Genomic DNA, 15,349 nt, shown 5'->3' with positions numbered 1-15,349 from the left:
TGTGTAACCTATGTACGCAGTGGTCGCGACCTGGGAGGCTTCGCCTAGTCTGGTCTATGGCGCCGCACTGCTAATGCGGTTGGGGGTAACCCCCCCTCCCGGGTTCAAATCCCGGAGCCTCCGCGGAGCTCGGAACCCCCCGAGCACCACCCCGATCTCGATCGGGTACAATTGAACATGATGCGCCCGTAGCTCAACGGATAGAGCATCTGACTACGGATCAGAAGGTTTGGGGTTCGAATCCCTACGGGCGCGCCACCAACCCCAGGTCGAAGGACCTGGGGTTTTTGGTTGTGTGGGCAGGCTTTTGCTCCCTCTGGTGTGGACGGTCGTCGGAATCGGTCGGGTGGGAATGCCGTCCCGTGAGCGGGATCGTGATGTGCTCAGGCGTCGCTTCGGTGTCGCAGGCGTGCCGCGAGTGCGGGAATCGCGGCGATCTTCTCCGCCGGGAGGTCGTCCCAGAGCAGCCCGCTCGGCCGCCGTGGTTCATCGCACCTGATCACGGTGGTGGGGGTCACGATGATGTCCACGCTGAAGTCGTGCCGGGTCTCGGGTAGGTCATCGTCGATGACTTGCAGGTCGTGCACGGTGGTCGCGATCGTCGTTTCGGGGCCGATCAGCCCGGCTTCCTGGAGGAATGCGACCTCGATGTCGGAGTATCCGGCTCCTTTGCCGAGGCGCACGCCGTGGCGGTTCACGGCGACGCTTCCGCACACGATGAGGTCAGGCGGCCGCATGCTGTCCACGTCGACGGCCTGACCGACTTTGGCTGCGGCTCCCTTGTCGGCGGCCTCGGCGGGAGTCACAGGCAAGGTGTCCGGATCGAGCAGGTAGAAGGGCTTTGTCTTGGCGAGCTTCGGCACCGCCATGTAGACCAGCTTGCCTTCGCCGAGAGCGCGGGCGCGCACCGGCTGTTGAGCTGTGTCAGGCACCGCTTTGACGATCGTGGCGGACTGCCATTCCGGCAGCTCCGCGAGCCTGTCGGCGGCTTCGTCCGCGCCGAAGAAGGCGGGAATCCGGCCGTGCACACCAGCCGGTGCGGCATGGTGTTCCTCCAGCAGCGCCCACACGTGCTCGCGGACAGCTCGTTTCCTCTCATCCACGGTCATCGCCGCTGCTCCTCACGCCGTCAGCAGGGTCATCACCCGGTCGTACACGTCCTGGTCCACGTTCCGCCATGGTCGGAGTTCTCGGCAAGCACCGAAAGACCATGTCCAGCCCACTTCCGCCGCGCGATTTCCTCGATACGCTTCGTGTCTGATCGTGTGCACATGGTGCGGGCACGCCTGGCCACGGGAACGGGGTGGGTGCATGGACACGTTCGGTCGACGGTTGCGCGAGCTGCGCGAACAGGCTGGGCTTTCTCAGCCTGCGCTCGCCCGGATGGTGCCGATCTCGCAGTCGAGCCTGTCCCGCTACGAGAGCGGCCGTCAGGCGGTCGCCCGTGACATCGCCGAACGGCTCGACGAGCTGCTCGGCGCCGGAGGCAGCTTGACCGCGACGCTGGCGCCGACCGCGCTGCACGGGGCGGACGTCGACCGTGAGCGACTGGCCCACCTTGCCGCCAGACCACGGTCGATCGACACCGCCGCTCTCGATGCCCTTGCCGACGTTCTCGCCGCGACCCGTCGACTCGAGGACGCGGTCGGCGCCGCCTCCGTGCTCCTGCCCGAACGGGCTCACGTCGACTTCCTGACCGAACTCGCCGTCGACGCCCACGGACCGCTTCGTCGGCGTGTGGTCAACCTCGCCGGGCAGTGGGCACAGCACCACGGCTGGCTCCACACCGCTCTCGAACGTTACGACGAGGCCGACGTATGGTTCGGGCGCGCGTTGTTATGGGCGATCGAGTCCGAGGACGACGACCTCGCCGCGACCGTGTGGAGTTTCAAGGGGCACGTCGCGTGGCTGCGGGGCAACCTCGGCGCCACGCTCGGGTTCACCGAGGTGGCCCGTCGATACCGCGACGTCTACGCCGGACAGGCCGCCTACGACGCGTTGCAGGCTGCGCGCGCGTACGCCGCTACCGGCGACGCCTACGCGGTCGATCGGCTCACCGACGAAGCGGTCGAGCTGTCCGCGCGTGCACTCGACGAGCTACCCGGCGCACCTCCCTGGCACTACTACCGTTCACCGGCCTTCTGGGATCTCGAGCGCGGCCGCGCCCTCCACCTGTTGCCAGGTCGCGCCCAGCGGGCGGCCGACCTGCTCGCCGCCGGCCTCGATGCCCTACCGGCCGACCAGCGGGCCGCGGACTGGGCCGAGGCCTACCGGCGCGACCTCCTCGCCGCGCAGGCGCGATGCGGGTAGCCGGATCGCCGTCACGACATCAGCAGCAGCACGCCCGTGGTGATCAGGCCGAGCGTCTTGATCGCTTCCAGTCCGATGTAGACGTAGTGGCTGCGCGACCGGGGCACGTCCTCGCCGGCGAGGACTCGGTTCGAACGGCGGGTCAGGCGAGGGCGGACCAGCGTGAGCTGGACGGCCAGGGTCAGCAGCACGGCGCCGCCGGACACCAGCACCGCGCCGCCGGGCGGGTCGACGGCCAGGGCGATCGCCGCGGTGATCGCCAGCACCACCTCGGCCGTGTTGAGCGCGCGGAAGACGAGTCGGCCGATGCCCAGGCCGATCGGGATAGTCACCGACGGTGCGCGGAACTTGAGCGGTGCTTCCAGGAACGAGATCGCCAGCACCATGCCCAACCACACGAACACCGTGGCAGTGGCCACCGCAAGTCCCGGAGTCATGGGTCTCCCTTCGCTGGAGGGTCCGGGCGAATGCTACCGAGATGTCGGGATGTGGGGCTCGGACGAGACTGTCGACCTTCTGAATGTCGGGGTGGCCCACTCGGGCGGTGTTGGGGGACTCCGTCGCCCCGGGCCACGCTGCCGCGACGGCCGATGTGGGCGACTCCGCGGGGGTGACGCCGGATCCGGTAACCGATCGGCGCTCGGCGGCACGCCTCGCTAGCTTCCGAAATCGCAGGTCAAGAACGTTTTACCGCGATCAAGGAGGAATCATGACCCGTACCCGGCGTGTGGTGGCGAGTGCCGTTCTCACCGCGGCGGCGTTGACGATGGGCGCGGGCGCGGCGTTGGCAGCGCCCCCGGAGACCGAGGCGACGCCGAGCGAGGCGACGCAGACCGAGCAGGCTCCCCAGCAGACCGAGACCACTGAGGACACCGAGGGCACCGGCGCTCAGGACGAGGCGACCGACGCCGAGGACGGGACTGACGAGACCGCCACCGACGTCACCGAGCAGAAGCCGGCCGAGGAGGCCGAGCAGAAGCCCGCCGAGGACGCCGAGAACAAGCCCGGCACCACGCAGTTCACCTTCTCGTCCGACCTGACGCCGGCGGAGTTCTTCAGCCTGCTCCTCGGCTCGGGCTTCGAAGGCACCGTGACGTTCGACGGCACCGCGGACACGGAGGCCTGACGGCCGTCACCACCCGGCGAACCGTCCGATGAGGTGTTCGGGGTCGACGCCGGTGAGCTCGCGCTGGAACAGCCGGTAGTAGGCGACTTCCTCGCGCGTGCGCAGCGGGGGGTCGAGCGCCCCCCGTTCGGCCTCGAACTCCTCCTCGGACACGGTGGACGCGTAGTAGCTGCCGAGGACATCGCCCGCGCCCGTGCCCTGGCCGAACTGCTCCTTCGGCCGCCACAACAGCCGGTCCGGTAGCCAGCCCTCGAACGCCTTGCGGAGCAACCACTTCTCCGGCCGATCCCCGCTGAGTTTCCACTGGGCGGGCAGGCTCAGCCCGAGTTCCACGACGTCGAGGTCGAGGAACGGGGTGCGTGCTTCCAACCCGGTGGCGCCCGCGACGCGGTCGACGCGTTGCAGGCCGCCGATGTGCAGGCCCTCGATGGTCGACAGCAGCTCCTGGTGCAGCTCGGCACCGCTGTCGATCTCGCCGTAGTAGCCGTAGCCCGCGAACAATTCGTCGGCGCCCTCACCGATGAGCACGACCTTGACCGAGCGGGCCGCCAGTTTCGAGACCAGCAGGTTCGGCACGGAGCTGTGCACCAGCGACGGGTCGAACGACTCGATCACCCTGATCACCTCGGGCACCCAGTCGATGAGCTCGTCGTCGGTGTAGACGCGCTCGTGGTGGTCGGTGCCGAGGGCTTCGGCCACCTGTCGGGCGGCGACCAGGTCGGCGCTGTCCTGCCGTCCCACCGCGAACGTCGGGAAGCGCTTGCCCGCGCGGTGGGCGTGTCGGGCGGCGATGGCGGTGACGAGGCTGGAGTCCAGCCCGCCCGAGAGCAGCGCTCCCACGGGGACGTCGGCCTCCAGCAGCCGCTCCACGGCGCCGATCAGCGACTCCCGGATGGCGGAGAGGACGGCCTCGGTCGGCTCCTCGTCCGACGGCGTGTCCGGCAGGGTCGCGGGGGTCGTGTCGGCGAGGACCCGGAACGGGGCGAGTCCACCCTCCGGGGTCCAGACGTGTCCCGGCGGGAACGGCTCGACGTCGGCGCGGCGCTGCGGGTCGAACGCCTTCAGTTCGCTCGCGAACACCGTGGTGTCGTCGTGGCGCACCCAGTAGAGCGGTGCGATGCCCATCGTGTCGCGCGCCGCGAAGAAGTGGCCATCGGTGTCGGCACCGGCGAAGGCGAACATGCCCCACAGCCGGGAGAGCGCGGCGAGGCCGTCGGCCTCGATCAGGTGCAGGGCACTCTCCTGGTCGGCGCGCGACCGGAAGACGTGGCCGCGTTGTTCGAGCTGCCGGCGCAGCCGTGCGTGGTTGTAGATCTCGCCGTCCCCGACCAGCCAGTACGTGCCCGTCGAGTCGCGCAGCGGCTGGGCGCCGCCCGCAAGGTCCACGACGGCGAGTCTGGTGTGGCCGAGCCAGGCGTGGTCGAGCGCGTGGCTGCCCTGCCCGTCGGGGCCGCGATGGGCCAGCCGGTCGAGCATGCGCTCGCCCTCGCGTGGATCGAAGGGGCCGTGTGCGGCGACGATGCCGGACATGGTCCTCACCTGCCCTCGCTGCTGGTGGTGCAGTCGAGTCTAGGAGCAGCCGTGGCGGTGTGCCGGATGTCTGATCACGGGTCCAGGGGCGGGCCGTGGCGCAGCCCGGCGAGGGTGATGTCGAGACACCGTGACACCGCGTCGGCGGGCAAGTCGAGTTCCACCAGCTTGCCGAGCGCGGCGAGCAGCCCGAGGACGTCCTCGGCGGTGACCCCGGGGCGCAGCGTGCCTTCGGCGTGGGCGGCGGACACCAGTTCCGTGACCAGCGGGCCGAGTGACCGTCGACAGACCGACAGCCCGCCCGGGTCGGTGGTGGCGGAGGCGAGGTTCTCCAGCAGGGCCCGGTCCTGGCGTTGGTGGGTGAGCGCCTCGGTGATGAAGGTCGCCAGCGCGTCCCACGCCGTGGGGCGGGAGCGGGCCGACGTCCTCGCGGAGGCGACCCACTGCGCGTAGCTCTCGGCGAGCAGGGTCTCGACCAGGGCGTCCTTGGACGGGAAGTGCCGGTAGAGGGTGCCCATGCCCACCCCGGCGCAGCGGGCGATCTCGCGGACGTCGACGGCTCGGCCGCGTTCGGAGAACGCCGTCGCGGCGGCTCGGAGGATCGCCGCGCGGTTGCTGAGCGCGTCGCGGCGCCGAGGCGTGCCGAGCTGTTGAGTCATGGCTCTCATCGTAGGTCGGGAAGAGGAGCAGGTGCTCCGGTGTCGTTACAGTGGAGCGGAGCAAGCGCTCCGCCTCGTTGTGTCGAAGGGAATCCCGTGACCGTCAACTACTCGATCCTCGACCTGGCCACGTTCGGCAAGGACGAGACGCCGAGGCAGGCACTGGAGGCGAGCGTGGCGCTCGCGCGGCGCGCAGAGGAGACCGGGTACCGCCGGGTCTGGTACGCCGAGCACCACAACTTCCCCTCGATCGCGTCCTCCGCGACGAGCGTGGTGATCGCCCACGTCGCCAACCACACGAACAGCATCCGACTCGGCGCGGGCGGCGTCATGCTGCCCAACCACTCGCCGCTCACGATCGCCGAGCAGTTCGGGACGTTGGAGACGTTGCACCCGGGCCGTATCGACCTGGGCCTCGGCCGCGCGCCGGGGACCGACCAGAAGACGCTGCGGGCGTTGCGCCGCGACCCCACGTCGGCCGACTCGTTCCCCCAGGACGTGCAGGAACTCGCGGGCTACCTGCGTGGTGAGTCGCGCATCCCCGGCGTCGACGCCATCCCGGGCAAGGGCACGAACGTGCCGCTCTACATCCTCGGCTCGTCGCTGTTCGGTGCGCAGCTCGCCGCGGCGCTCGGCCTGCCCTACGCGTTCGCCTCGCACTTCGCGCCCGACGCGTTGCGGCAGGCCGTCGCCGTCTACCGGGAGCAGTTCCAGCCGTCCGAGCAGCTCGCCGAGCCCTACGTCATCGCGGGCGTCAACGTGATCGCCGCCGACGACGAGGAGTCGGCGCAGCGGCAGTACCTCACCATGAAGCGGCAGCGCGTGAGCCTGCTGCTCGGGCGCGGGCGCACGTTCACCGACGAGGAGGCCGACATGGTGCTCGCCTCGCCGCACGGCGCGCAGCTCCTCAACATGGTCAAGTACACCGCCGTGGGCACGCCCGACCAGGTCAAGAAGTTCGTCGAGGACTTCGCCGTCCACGCCGACGCCGACGAGTTGATCACCGCTCACCAGTCGACCTCTGTGACGGAGCGCATCCGCTCGGTGGAACTTTTGGCGCAAGCCGTGGGTCTGACGTCGTGATCCGATAACGGTGCGCGCTCATCCCGCCGTCTCCGGCTCCTCGATGTGCTGGAGTGCGGACGGATGAGCGAAGAACGCGACGAACAGGATGACGACATGACGACGCACGAGGAGACGTTGGCGCAGCTCTACCTGGGGGTGGAGAACTGCACGAACATCCACAACGCCATCCAGCACGCGATGTCGATGGCGTCGGGCCTGACGGAGTTGCTGCAGAACAGCCTCGGCGGTACGGGCGCGTACGACGAGGTGGGCGGCTACAGCGAGAGCGTGCAGGCCCAACTGGAGTTGTCGGCGCAGACCGTGGAGCAGACGAAGCACGCCATCGAGAGCCTGATGGTGCGCTTCGACGTCGTGTACTGACGTCGGCCCTGCGGCGACCGCATGTCTCGTTCGTCGGGGCGGCCGGGCGGGACGGTCAGTCTTGCCGGGCGAGGCGCGCGGTGTAGCCCGCGTCGATCAGTCGTCGGCAGGCGAGGTCGACCTCTTGCGGCATGTCCTGGGCGATGCTGAAACCCCGGCCGGGGTAGAGGGCGACGCGTTGGGTCTCGCCGACGAGCATGTGCACCACCCGCTCGGGGTCGTCGATCGTGGCGAGGTAGTCGGTCAGCGACGTGTGCGATCCCGAGCAGCGGACGTCGAGCTCAGGCCACAGCTTCCGGCACGTGGCGTAGGCCCGACGCTGCTGGTAGGGCTTGCACACGAGCGTTGCCGTGTGTACAGCGATCCCTCGCTGGGCGAGCAGGTCGCGGGTCAGTGTGATGTTCTCCCCGGTGTTGCGGGCGTGCGGCTCCACCAGCATCACGTCGTCCGGCACGCCCAGCTCCAGGGCGCGTTCGCGGTAGTGCACGGCCTCGCCGCGCGGGAAGCGGCGCACCGTCGTCGGGGCTGTGGCCCCGGTGAAGACGACGAGCGGGAAGCGGCCCGCGTGGTAGAGCGTCGCGGTGTGCTCGGCCACGCCCAGGTCGTGGCTGCCCAGACCGATCCCGACGTCGCTGCGGCGTGGAGCGTGGTCCAGCACGAGGTAGCGCCACAGCACCTCGGCGTCGGCCCGCACCGGGTCGGGCAGCGTGGAGTGTGGGGGCATGTCGGGTGTACCGCGTGTCGGCTCAGGCGGTGACGCGGTCGACCGACTGGAGTGCCGCACGCACCTCCGACAGGTGGGTCGGCCAGGCGTCGAGCACCGCCTGCCACGCGGCGCGCAGCGAGACGCCGTCGGCGAGCACGTACACCGGCCCCTCGCCCCAGCGGCTGGCGACGACCGCGCCCACGCGGTCGGCCTCGTCGGGCCAGGGTGCGCCGCCGGGGAGGAAGTCCACCGTGAGGGAGGCCGTCGAGTCGCTTCCGGTCACGTCGTCGGTGACACCCTGCATGGCGGCGCGGTAACCGCGCAACACGTTCCGCGCCCGAGGGTCGGCGGGGAACGGGCTGGTGGGGTGGGCCGCGTTGTAGGCCTCCACGGAGTCGAACATTTCTGGTGTCACAGCAGCGAATCCTACCCTGACGTTAGGGCAGGTTTATGTGCACTCCTCGGCTTTTCTGATCCTTTGTGGACGATCTGCGTTCAAGATCGAAAAGGAGTACGGTGAAATGGTCGGTCACCGAGGAAGTGAGGGTTCGCCCCGTGGATGAGCACATGCGCATCGGTGAAGTGTCCGCCCGGACGGGCCTCTCCCTGCGCACCATCCGCTACTACGAGGAAGTCGGCCTGGTGACCCCGAGCGCGCGCAGTCAGGGCGGCTTCCGCCTCTACACCGAACCGGACGTCGCACGCCTCAACCTCGTGCGTCGGATGAAGCCGCTGGGCTTCCAGCTCGACGAGATGAGGGAGCTGATCGGCCTGCTGTTCCCGGGTGGTGATGCCGACAACGACGGGTCCGTGACCCTCGACGCGCAGGAGTTGTCGAGGCTGCGCGAGTTCACCGAGCGCGCGGAACGCCGTTGTGCCGAGCTGCGAGCCACCCTCGACGTCGCCGAGGACTTCGCGGCGATGCTGCGCGCCAGCCTGGCGCGCCACACGGAACGAGCGCGCCAACCCTGACGCGCGTGTCCTCGGTCCCCGTCGTCGTGTCCCCGGGCTGCGTCGTCGTGTCCTCGAGTTGCGCGCGCATGTCTGCGGTTCGGCGACAGGTGTCCGTACTTCGTTGACGGGTGTCTGCACTTCCCGTACGTGGGGGACAACAAGCCGGACTCCGTACGGGAACCGCCCACACCCGTACGCAGGCTTCAGACACGCGTGCGCAGCCTGAGGACACGAGTGCGCAGCTCGCGGACACGCGTGCGGGAACTGCGGACACGCGTGCGCAGGTCGAGGACACGACGGCTTCGGGCGTCAGGCCAGGTGTTCGGCGTAGAGGTGGAGTTGGGCCGCGGCTTCCAGGCGGGAGACGGCGTTGCGAGGCCACGCCGCGTACCCGCTGTGCGCGCCGGCGAGCGCGCCGGCCATCGAGGCGACCGTGTCGGTGTCCCCGCCCGCGCGGATGGCGAAGCGCACGGCGTCGCTGGGGCTGCCCGCGTTGCGCAGGAACGACAGCAGCGCCAGCGGCACCGACCCAGGCGCCGACACGTCGTTGCCCAGCACCTCCGCCGCCTCGGCGGGACCGGCCTGCCGCTCGACCAGGCCGATCACGTGGTCGAGCTTGTCCTGCCACAGCGGTGAGGGCACGGCGCGCCGGACGGTGTCGACGAAGTCCCCTGCCCGCACCGGCTCGTCGGGCGCGAGAGCCAGCGCGGCGTGCACGGCCACGGCCTGACACACCGCACCGTGCAGCGCGTCCTCGTGCGCATGGGTCACCTCGGCGCTACGGCGGGCGAGTTCGGCGACCTGCGCGACGTCGGCGCCGACGAGAGCGACGGGCGCGACCCGCATCGCGCCGCCGTTGCCGAACGAGCCCTCCGGGTAGACCGCGCGAATCGCCTGCCGCCATGGGGTGCCTTCCACGATGAGGCGGAACGACTTGGTCACGCCGCCGCCGTAGCCGCGCCACGGTTCGGCGTGCCAGGCCGCGGCGAACTCGGTCGCGAGCTGGTCGAGGTCCACGAGGTCGCTCGGTTCCCGCGCGTCCCCACGTCGGTGCGCCAGGTGCCGGGAGAGCACGAGGGCCAGCGCGGTGTCGTCGGTGTGGGTCAGTGGGTCGCCTGCGTTCTCCTGCGCGACGATGTGGGCGTCGGTGACCCCGACCTTGTCCTCGAAGGGGGCGCCGAGGCAGTCGCCGAGGGCGAGCCCGAACAACACACCACGTGCCTTGTCGATGCGGGACGTGTCATCCATCGCAGGTTCCTCTCCCCGTCTCGCGACGCAGCCGGACACCTCGCCGGTACCCTTGACCGGATATGTGCACCTCAGACCTGGACAGCTTCGCATGAGCGCGCGTGCGGGCGCAGCCACTTCGTCCGACACCTCGGCCTCGGCGCAAGCGAGTCGACGGCGTTCGTTCGCCGTCATCAGCCACCCGGACGCGGGCAAGTCGACGCTGACGGAGGCGTTGGCGTTGCACGCGCGGGTCATCTCCGAGGCGGGCGCCGTGCACGGCAAGGCGGGTCGCCAGGGCGTGGTCTCCGACTGGATGGAGATGGAACGCGCCCGAGGCATCTCGATCACGTCGGCGGCCTTGCAGTTCGCCTACGGCGACGCCGTGGTGAACCTGCTGGACACGCCTGGTCACGCGGACTTCTCCGAGGACACCTACCGCGTGCTGTCGGCCGTCGACTCGGCGGTGATGCTGCTGGACGCCGCGAAGGGGCTGGAGCCGCAGACGCTGAAGTTGTTCGACGTCTGCCGTCACCGGGGCATCCCGGTGATCACCTTCATCAACAAGTGGGACCGTCCCGGCCGGGAGGCGTTGGAGCTCTGCGACGAGCTGACCGAACGCATCGGGTTGACGCCCATGCCGCTGACGTGGCCGGTGGGTGAGGCGGGCCGCTTCCGTGGCGTGCTGGACGTCTCCGACGGCGCGTTCGTCGCCTTCGAGCGGACCGCGGGCGGGGCCACGGTGGCGGGGGAGAGCCGGGTGCCCGCCGAGCAGGCCGCGGCGGAGCTGGGGGAGGACTTCACGCGGGCCACCGAAGAACTCGAACTCGTGGCGGCCTCGGGCGGGGAGTTCGACGTCGACGCGTATCTCGACGGCAGCGCCACGCCCGTGCTGTTCGGCGCCGCGGTGTTGAACTTCGGGGTCCGTCACCTGCTCGACCTGCTGGTGGAGCTGGCCCCGAGGCCGGAGCCGAGGGTGGACGTCGAGGGCAAGCCGCGTCCGCTGGACGCCGAGTTCTCCGCGTTCGTGTTCAAGGTGCAGACCGGCATGGATCCGGCGCACCGCGACCAGATCGCGTTCGCGCGCGTCTGCTCGGGGGTGTTCGAGCGCGGCATGGTGGTCACGAACGCCACGACGAAACGCCCGTTCGCCACGAAGTACGCCCACCAGGTCTTCGGGCAACAGCGTTCCACTGTGGACACTGCGTATCCCGGTGACGTGATCGGGCTCGTGAACGCCTCGGCGCTGCGAGTCGGTGACACGCTCTACGCCGGCAAGCCCGCGGTGCGCTTCCCGGGTCTGCCGAGCTTCGCGCCCGCGCACTTCGCGGTCGCGCGGCCCTCGGACCTCAGCAAGGCCAAGCAGTTCCGCAAGGGTGTCGAGCAACTGTCGTCGGAGGGCGTGGTGCAGTTGCTGACGTCGGATCTGCGGGGTGACGCGGCGCCTGTGTTCGCCGCGGTGGGGCCGATGCAGTTCGAGGTCGCCGCCCATCGCATGGAGCACGAGTTCAACTCGCCCGTGAAACTCGACCGCCTGCCGTACTCGACGGTGCGCAGGCTCGTCGACCCGGCGCAACGCGCGCTCGTGGACGCCGGGCGCAACAGCGAGGTGCTGACCCGCAGCGATGGCACCGACCTCGCGCTCTTCGCCGACGACATGAGCATGCGCCTGCTGCTGCGCCGGCATCCCGAACTGAAGCTGGAGGGCCTCGTCGCGACGGGCGACTGAGGCCACGAGCAACGCCGTCGGGCCGTGTGGTGGTGGCTCAGCCGTTCAGCGCTTCGACCACGCACCACACGGCGGCGGCGGTCAGGGCTGCGGCCACCACTCCCGGCCACCATTCCGTGGTGGTGGCGGCGAGACACGCCTGGACCACCGCCGTCGCTGTGAACGTCAGTGCCAGGACGAGCAACGCCAGACGCGTGGTGAGCCACGGTTTCAGGACACGTCGCGGCATCGACACCGGCCTCCTCGGTGCTTGACACGGGCGGTATCGCCGGTCGTTCGCGGGAAGTTACGGTCACGCGGCTCAGGTCACATGCCACGCGCCCGAACGCGGGTCTCACCGGTCGGAACCTTTGTGACGTCGTCGCAGTGGTATGGGCCACTATTGATTGCCGGGCGGTGAAAAAGTGTATCCATATCCCCACCGTGCCGGTAATTACGACATGCGTGCTGCAATTGATCGGTGACGGTACGTTGTCGATGCGCTTTTGTGACGGGGAGTCGGTGAGAGGCGCCACAGGATTGCTCGGCGGAGAGTTCTACTCACGGTAGAGCGCCGTGAATCGGGGTTCGACGTGGCGAGCGTGCTGGTTGAGGTTCAGGCCACGTCAGGACGCGCATCACACCGGCCTTTGCCTATTTCGGCGGGCCAAATAGAGTTCGGTTGACAATTTTCGCCTACGAGGCGGGTCTCGTGACTCCGTGATCGTCGCTTCTCTCGCGACGGCGGCGGGCCATGTCATATTGACTCTCATGTCGCCTTTTGCTTAATCTCGCGCTAAGCGCTGGCTTAGCGCGAGATGGAGGCTGCGTGAAGTCCGCTGCACGGGTTGGGGGCCCCATGAAACACCTGTCGCTGGAAGGGCCTTGAGCGCGTTGTTGAACAAGAGTGCCGCCTCACGCCGTGGGCGTTCGACCATCCGCACCCGAGTGCTCGCCATCGCCTTCATCCCGAGCCTCGTCTTCCTGCTCACCGGCGTCACGGTGGCGACCCTGCTCGTGGTCGACGCCGTGCAGGACCGGTCCTTCAGCACCAAGGTCCACGACGCGGCCAAGCCCGCCGGTGTGCTGTTCGCGAACGTGCGCGAGGAGCGCAGGCTCACCCTGCAGGAGATCGCCATGACGCGATCGCTGCGAGCGGAGTTGTCGCAGCAGCGGCAGCGAACCGACGGGGCGGCCGAGGACATGGCCGACGACCTCGACGCCATTGCGGCGGACGCACCGGACAACGTGCTGGCCGCCACGAAGGTCGCCGGGGAGCGCACCGCACAGCTCGGCGAGTTCCGGCAGCGTGTCGACCGCGGCGACGTCTCGCTGCAGGAGGCCTACGACTTCTACAACGGGATCATCGACGCCTACGTGGTGGGTCTCAACGGTGTCGCGCAGGAGACGCCGAGCGCCGAGAGCGCGTACAAGCGCATGGTCGCCATGCCGCTGTTCGTCGCGGCCGACGGCATGTCCCGTGGTGACGCGCTCGCCGCCGCCGGTATCGCGAGCGGCGGCCTGACGGAGCAGGAGTTCCGCACCTACATCGGCCAGATCGGTGCGTACCACGCCACGTTGCAGCAGGCCGTGCCGGACATGATCCCGTCGGTCCGCGCCAAGTACGAGGAGCTGATCTCCGGCGACGCGTGGAAGACCCTGACCAGCGTCGAGAACACCTTCCTGCGGGGCAACACCGACGACCTCCCGGTGCCCGAACCCGCGTGGCGTGCTGCGGCGGCCGAGGTGAGCGGCGCGCTGTGGGACCTCTACGTCGAGCAGAGCACCGTGGCCACCGAGCTGGCGCTCGACGAGGCCGATCAGACGCTGTACACGACGCTCCTCGGTGCCGCCGCGGTGATCGCCGCCGCGCTGGCCGTGTTCCTGTTGGCGTGGCGGATGTCCGACCGGCTGGTCAAGCGCCTCGTCGCGTTGCGTGAGGCCACGCTGGAGCTGGCGAACGAGCGGATGCCCCGCATCGTCGAACGGCTGCGTACGGGCGAGCAGGTGGACCTCGCCACGGAGGTCTCCTACCTCGACCACGGAACCGACGAGATCGGCCAGGTCGCCGAGGCGTTCAACGAGGCCCAGCGCACCGCCATCGCCGCAGCCGTGGACGAGGCCAAGACCCGGGAAGGCACGCAGCGGGTCTTCCTCAACATCGCCCACCGCAGCCAGGTGATCGTGCACCGGCAGCTCTCGGCACTCGACGCCGCCGAGCGCAAGCAGGAGGACCCCGACCAGCTCGACCTGCTGTTCCAGCTCGACCACCTGTCCACCCGGGCGCGTCGCAATGCCGAGAACTTGATCATCCTCGGCGGCGAGCAGCCCGGGCGGCAATTCCGCAATCCCGTGCCCGTGGGCGACATCGTCAAGGGCGCCGTCGCCGAGACCGAGGACTACAAGCGCGTCACCATGGGCAAGCTGCCCGCCGCCGCCGTCGCCGGCCCGGTGGTCAGCGACCTGGTGCACCTGCTCGCCGAGCTGATCGACAACGCGACGTCGTTCTCCCCGCCGCAGTCGCGGGTGGAGGTGCGTGGCGAACTCGTCGGCCGAGGCGTGGTCATCGAGATCGAGGACCAGGGCATCGGCATGGAGGACGACGAGCTCGAACGGCTCAACGAGATGCTGCGCAACCCTCCGGACTTCAGCTTCATGGCGCTGTCCGAGGAGCCGAGGCTCGGGCTGTTCGTGGTGGCGAGGCTCGCGGCCAAGCACGGCTTCACCGTGACGTTGCGCGACTCCGCGTACGGCGGCACCCGCGCCATCGTGCTCGTGCGCACCGAGCTGCTGAGCGACCTCCCCGACGACGGCGAGTCGAAGCCCAGTGCGCAGGAGCAGCCGGAGGCGGAGTCCGGCGGTGCCGCGCCGATCACTCGTCGCCCGAGGGCGCTGCCCGCCCGCAACGGGGAGAAGGTCAACGGTTCGCCCGCCGTCGGAGCCGAGTCGAGCTCGGCGACCACCACGGTGCGACGGGTGCCGGTCGCGCCACCGACGCCGTCCGTGGCGGACGACGACCGCCCGATGCTGCCCCGGCGTGGACAGCGCGACGGCGACGTCACTGCCGAGCCGGACGCACACGACGCAGCGGACGCACCGGACACGCAGAACACCCAGAACAGCGCGGACACCGTCGAAGGCGTCCACGGAGAACTGCCGGGAGAGGACGTGCTGACGTGGTCGTCCGACGACATGCCGGGTGAACCGGGCAGGCACGCCCAGGTCGAGGGCGACGACGCCACCCCGACGCGATACGTGCCCAAGCTGCAGCGGGAAGCACCCCGAGCGGCTCGCCCCGCAGACCCGGGACCCCGACACCAGGCCCGACCGGCGCCCGAACGTCCGGTCCAGTCGAGCGGCCCGGTCCAGTCGAGCGGTCCGGTCCAGTCCGGCGGACTGGTTCGGCCCGGCCAGGACACGCGGCCGCCCGCCGCGCAAGCGGGTGCCCTGGACGACGCCGGCAGGCCACCACTGCCCCGCCGTCGGCGGCAGCAGAACCTGGCACCCCAGCTTCGGGACGACACGACCACCCTCGGTGCCGTCGGCGACGACCGTGGCACGGGCGGCGGAGACGACTACGAACCCGCTCCCGAACAGGCCCGAAGCAGGCTCTCGGCGTTCCAACAAGGAACCCGCCGAGCACGACAGCACCAACCCGGCCCCGACGAGTCTGGAGACTGAGG

15 protein-coding genes and 2 tRNA genes are annotated in these 15,349 nt (G+C 69.7%); 9 read left to right on the top strand and 8 right to left on the bottom strand.

Annotation, left to right across the window (positions count from 1 at the left end):
- Positions 1–33 precede the first annotated feature (33 nt).
- Both JAV51_RS04625 and JAV51_RS04620 read left to right on the top strand, forming a co-directional pair.
- Positions 34–123, top strand: a tRNA-Ser gene (locus JAV51_RS04625).
- 59 nt (positions 124–182) lie between these two features.
- Positions 183–258: transfer RNA gene (locus JAV51_RS04620), tRNA-Arg, on the top strand.
- Between the two features lie 125 nt (positions 259–383).
- On the opposite strand, the gene JAV51_RS04615 is transcribed toward JAV51_RS04620, so the two are convergent.
- Positions 384–1,109, bottom strand: a complete 726-nt coding sequence (locus JAV51_RS04615) for a 5-formyltetrahydrofolate cyclo-ligase (protein ID WP_197319378.1) — start codon at positions 1,107–1,109, stop codon at positions 384–386.
- A gap of 202 nt (positions 1,110–1,311) precedes the next feature.
- On the opposite strand from JAV51_RS04615, the gene JAV51_RS04610 reads away from it, so the two are divergent.
- Positions 1,312–2,310, top strand: coding sequence for a helix-turn-helix transcriptional regulator (locus tag JAV51_RS04610; protein ID WP_197319377.1), 999 nt, complete (start codon positions 1,312–1,314; stop codon positions 2,308–2,310).
- 11 nt (positions 2,311–2,321) lie between these two features.
- Here JAV51_RS04610 and JAV51_RS04605 read toward each other — a convergent pair whose 3' ends face one another.
- On the bottom strand, positions 2,322–2,747 hold the full coding sequence (locus tag JAV51_RS04605; RefSeq protein ID WP_197319376.1) for a hypothetical protein: 426 nt from the start codon (positions 2,745–2,747) through the stop codon (positions 2,322–2,324).
- 272 nt (positions 2,748–3,019) lie between these two features.
- Here JAV51_RS04605 and JAV51_RS04600 point away from each other — a divergent pair, with 272 nt between their 5' ends.
- Complete coding sequence (locus tag JAV51_RS04600) at positions 3,020–3,436, top strand: hypothetical protein (protein ID WP_197319375.1); 417 nt, start codon at positions 3,020–3,022, stop codon at positions 3,434–3,436.
- 6 nt (positions 3,437–3,442) lie between these two features.
- Here the strand turns inward: JAV51_RS04600 and asnB are convergent, their stop codons facing one another.
- Positions 3,443–4,975, bottom strand: a complete 1,533-nt coding sequence (gene asnB, locus JAV51_RS04595) for an asparagine synthase (glutamine-hydrolyzing) (protein ID WP_197319374.1) — start codon at positions 4,973–4,975, stop codon at positions 3,443–3,445.
- A gap of 65 nt (positions 4,976–5,040) precedes the next feature.
- Positions 5,041–5,625: a TetR/AcrR family transcriptional regulator gene (locus JAV51_RS04590; RefSeq protein WP_197319373.1), complete on the bottom strand. Its 585-nt coding sequence runs from the start codon at positions 5,623–5,625 to the stop codon at positions 5,041–5,043.
- Between the two features lie 96 nt (positions 5,626–5,721).
- Between JAV51_RS04590 and JAV51_RS04585 the strand changes: the two genes are divergently transcribed.
- On the top strand, positions 5,722–6,708 hold the full coding sequence (locus JAV51_RS04585; protein WP_197319372.1) for an LLM class flavin-dependent oxidoreductase: 987 nt from the start codon (positions 5,722–5,724) through the stop codon (positions 6,706–6,708).
- Positions 6,709–6,804: 96 nt separating this feature from the next.
- The gene (locus JAV51_RS04580) at positions 6,805–7,071 is read left to right on the top strand and encodes a hypothetical protein (RefSeq protein WP_197319371.1); all 267 of its coding nucleotides are present in this window, start codon (positions 6,805–6,807) and stop codon (positions 7,069–7,071) included.
- 55 nt (positions 7,072–7,126) lie between these two features.
- Here the strand turns inward: JAV51_RS04580 and JAV51_RS04575 are convergent, their stop codons facing one another.
- Both JAV51_RS04575 and JAV51_RS04570 read right to left on the bottom strand, forming a co-directional pair.
- On the bottom strand, positions 7,127–7,795 hold the full coding sequence (locus JAV51_RS04575) for a YdcF family protein (RefSeq protein WP_197319370.1): 669 nt from the start codon (positions 7,793–7,795) through the stop codon (positions 7,127–7,129).
- A 22-nt stretch (positions 7,796–7,817) separates the two neighbouring features.
- Positions 7,818–8,192, bottom strand: coding sequence for a hypothetical protein (locus tag JAV51_RS04570; protein WP_197319369.1), 375 nt, complete (start codon positions 8,190–8,192; stop codon positions 7,818–7,820).
- A gap of 152 nt (positions 8,193–8,344) precedes the next feature.
- On the opposite strand from JAV51_RS04570, the gene JAV51_RS04565 reads away from it, so the two are divergent.
- On the top strand, positions 8,345–8,749 hold the full coding sequence (locus JAV51_RS04565) for a MerR family transcriptional regulator (protein ID WP_197319368.1): 405 nt from the start codon (positions 8,345–8,347) through the stop codon (positions 8,747–8,749).
- 291 nt (positions 8,750–9,040) lie between these two features.
- On the opposite strand, the gene JAV51_RS04560 is transcribed toward JAV51_RS04565, so the two are convergent.
- Positions 9,041–9,979 (bottom strand): ADP-ribosylglycohydrolase family protein, encoded by a 939-nt coding sequence (locus JAV51_RS04560; RefSeq protein ID WP_197319367.1) that lies wholly within the window; start codon positions 9,977–9,979, stop codon positions 9,041–9,043.
- A 91-nt stretch (positions 9,980–10,070) separates the two neighbouring features.
- Between JAV51_RS04560 and JAV51_RS04555 the strand changes: the two genes are divergently transcribed.
- Entirely contained in the window at positions 10,071–11,687 is a 1,617-nt protein-coding gene (locus JAV51_RS04555; RefSeq protein WP_197319366.1) for a peptide chain release factor 3, read from the top strand.
- Between the two features lie 37 nt (positions 11,688–11,724).
- Here JAV51_RS04555 and JAV51_RS04550 read toward each other — a convergent pair whose 3' ends face one another.
- On the bottom strand, positions 11,725–11,916 hold the full coding sequence (locus tag JAV51_RS04550; protein WP_197319365.1) for a hypothetical protein: 192 nt from the start codon (positions 11,914–11,916) through the stop codon (positions 11,725–11,727).
- 635 nt (positions 11,917–12,551) lie between these two features.
- On the opposite strand from JAV51_RS04550, the gene JAV51_RS04545 reads away from it, so the two are divergent.
- Positions 12,552–15,347, top strand: coding sequence for a sensor histidine kinase (locus JAV51_RS04545; RefSeq protein WP_197319364.1), 2,796 nt, complete (start codon positions 12,552–12,554; stop codon positions 15,345–15,347).
- Positions 15,348–15,349: the final 2 nt, after the last annotated feature.

Origin of the sequence: Saccharomonospora sp. NB11, assembly GCF_015910535.1 — a bacterium.
Classification (GTDB): domain Bacteria; phylum Actinomycetota; class Actinomycetes; order Mycobacteriales; family Pseudonocardiaceae; genus Saccharomonospora.
This window is presented reverse-complemented; position numbering and strand designations above follow the sequence as displayed.

What these genes read in the sequence shown, in the direction of transcription:
- JAV51_RS04615 (WP_197319378.1), bottom strand. Translation starts at nt 1,109, where the DNA reads ATGACCGTGGATGAGAGGAAACGAGCTGTCCGCGAGCACGTGTGGGCG.
- JAV51_RS04610 (WP_197319377.1), top strand. Translation starts at nt 1,312, where the DNA reads ATGGACACGTTCGGTCGACGGTTGCGCGAGCTGCGCGAACAGGCTGGG.
- JAV51_RS04605 (WP_197319376.1), bottom strand. Translation starts at nt 2,747, where the DNA reads ATGACTCCGGGACTTGCGGTGGCCACTGCCACGGTGTTCGTGTGGTTG.
- JAV51_RS04600 (WP_197319375.1), top strand. Translation starts at nt 3,020, where the DNA reads ATGACCCGTACCCGGCGTGTGGTGGCGAGTGCCGTTCTCACCGCGGCG.
- JAV51_RS04590 (WP_197319373.1), bottom strand. Translation starts at nt 5,625, where the DNA reads ATGACTCAACAGCTCGGCACGCCTCGGCGCCGCGACGCGCTCAGCAAC.
- JAV51_RS04580 (WP_197319371.1), top strand. Translation starts at nt 6,805, where the DNA reads ATGACGACGCACGAGGAGACGTTGGCGCAGCTCTACCTGGGGGTGGAG.
- JAV51_RS04575 (WP_197319370.1), bottom strand. Translation starts at nt 7,795, where the DNA reads ATGCCCCCACACTCCACGCTGCCCGACCCGGTGCGGGCCGACGCCGAG.
- JAV51_RS04565 (WP_197319368.1), top strand. Translation starts at nt 8,345, where the DNA reads ATGCGCATCGGTGAAGTGTCCGCCCGGACGGGCCTCTCCCTGCGCACC.
- JAV51_RS04560 (WP_197319367.1), bottom strand. Translation starts at nt 9,979, where the DNA reads ATGGATGACACGTCCCGCATCGACAAGGCACGTGGTGTGTTGTTCGGG.
- JAV51_RS04555 (WP_197319366.1), top strand. Translation starts at nt 10,071, where the DNA reads ATGAGCGCGCGTGCGGGCGCAGCCACTTCGTCCGACACCTCGGCCTCG.
- JAV51_RS04550 (WP_197319365.1), bottom strand. Translation starts at nt 11,916, where the DNA reads ATGCCGCGACGTGTCCTGAAACCGTGGCTCACCACGCGTCTGGCGTTG.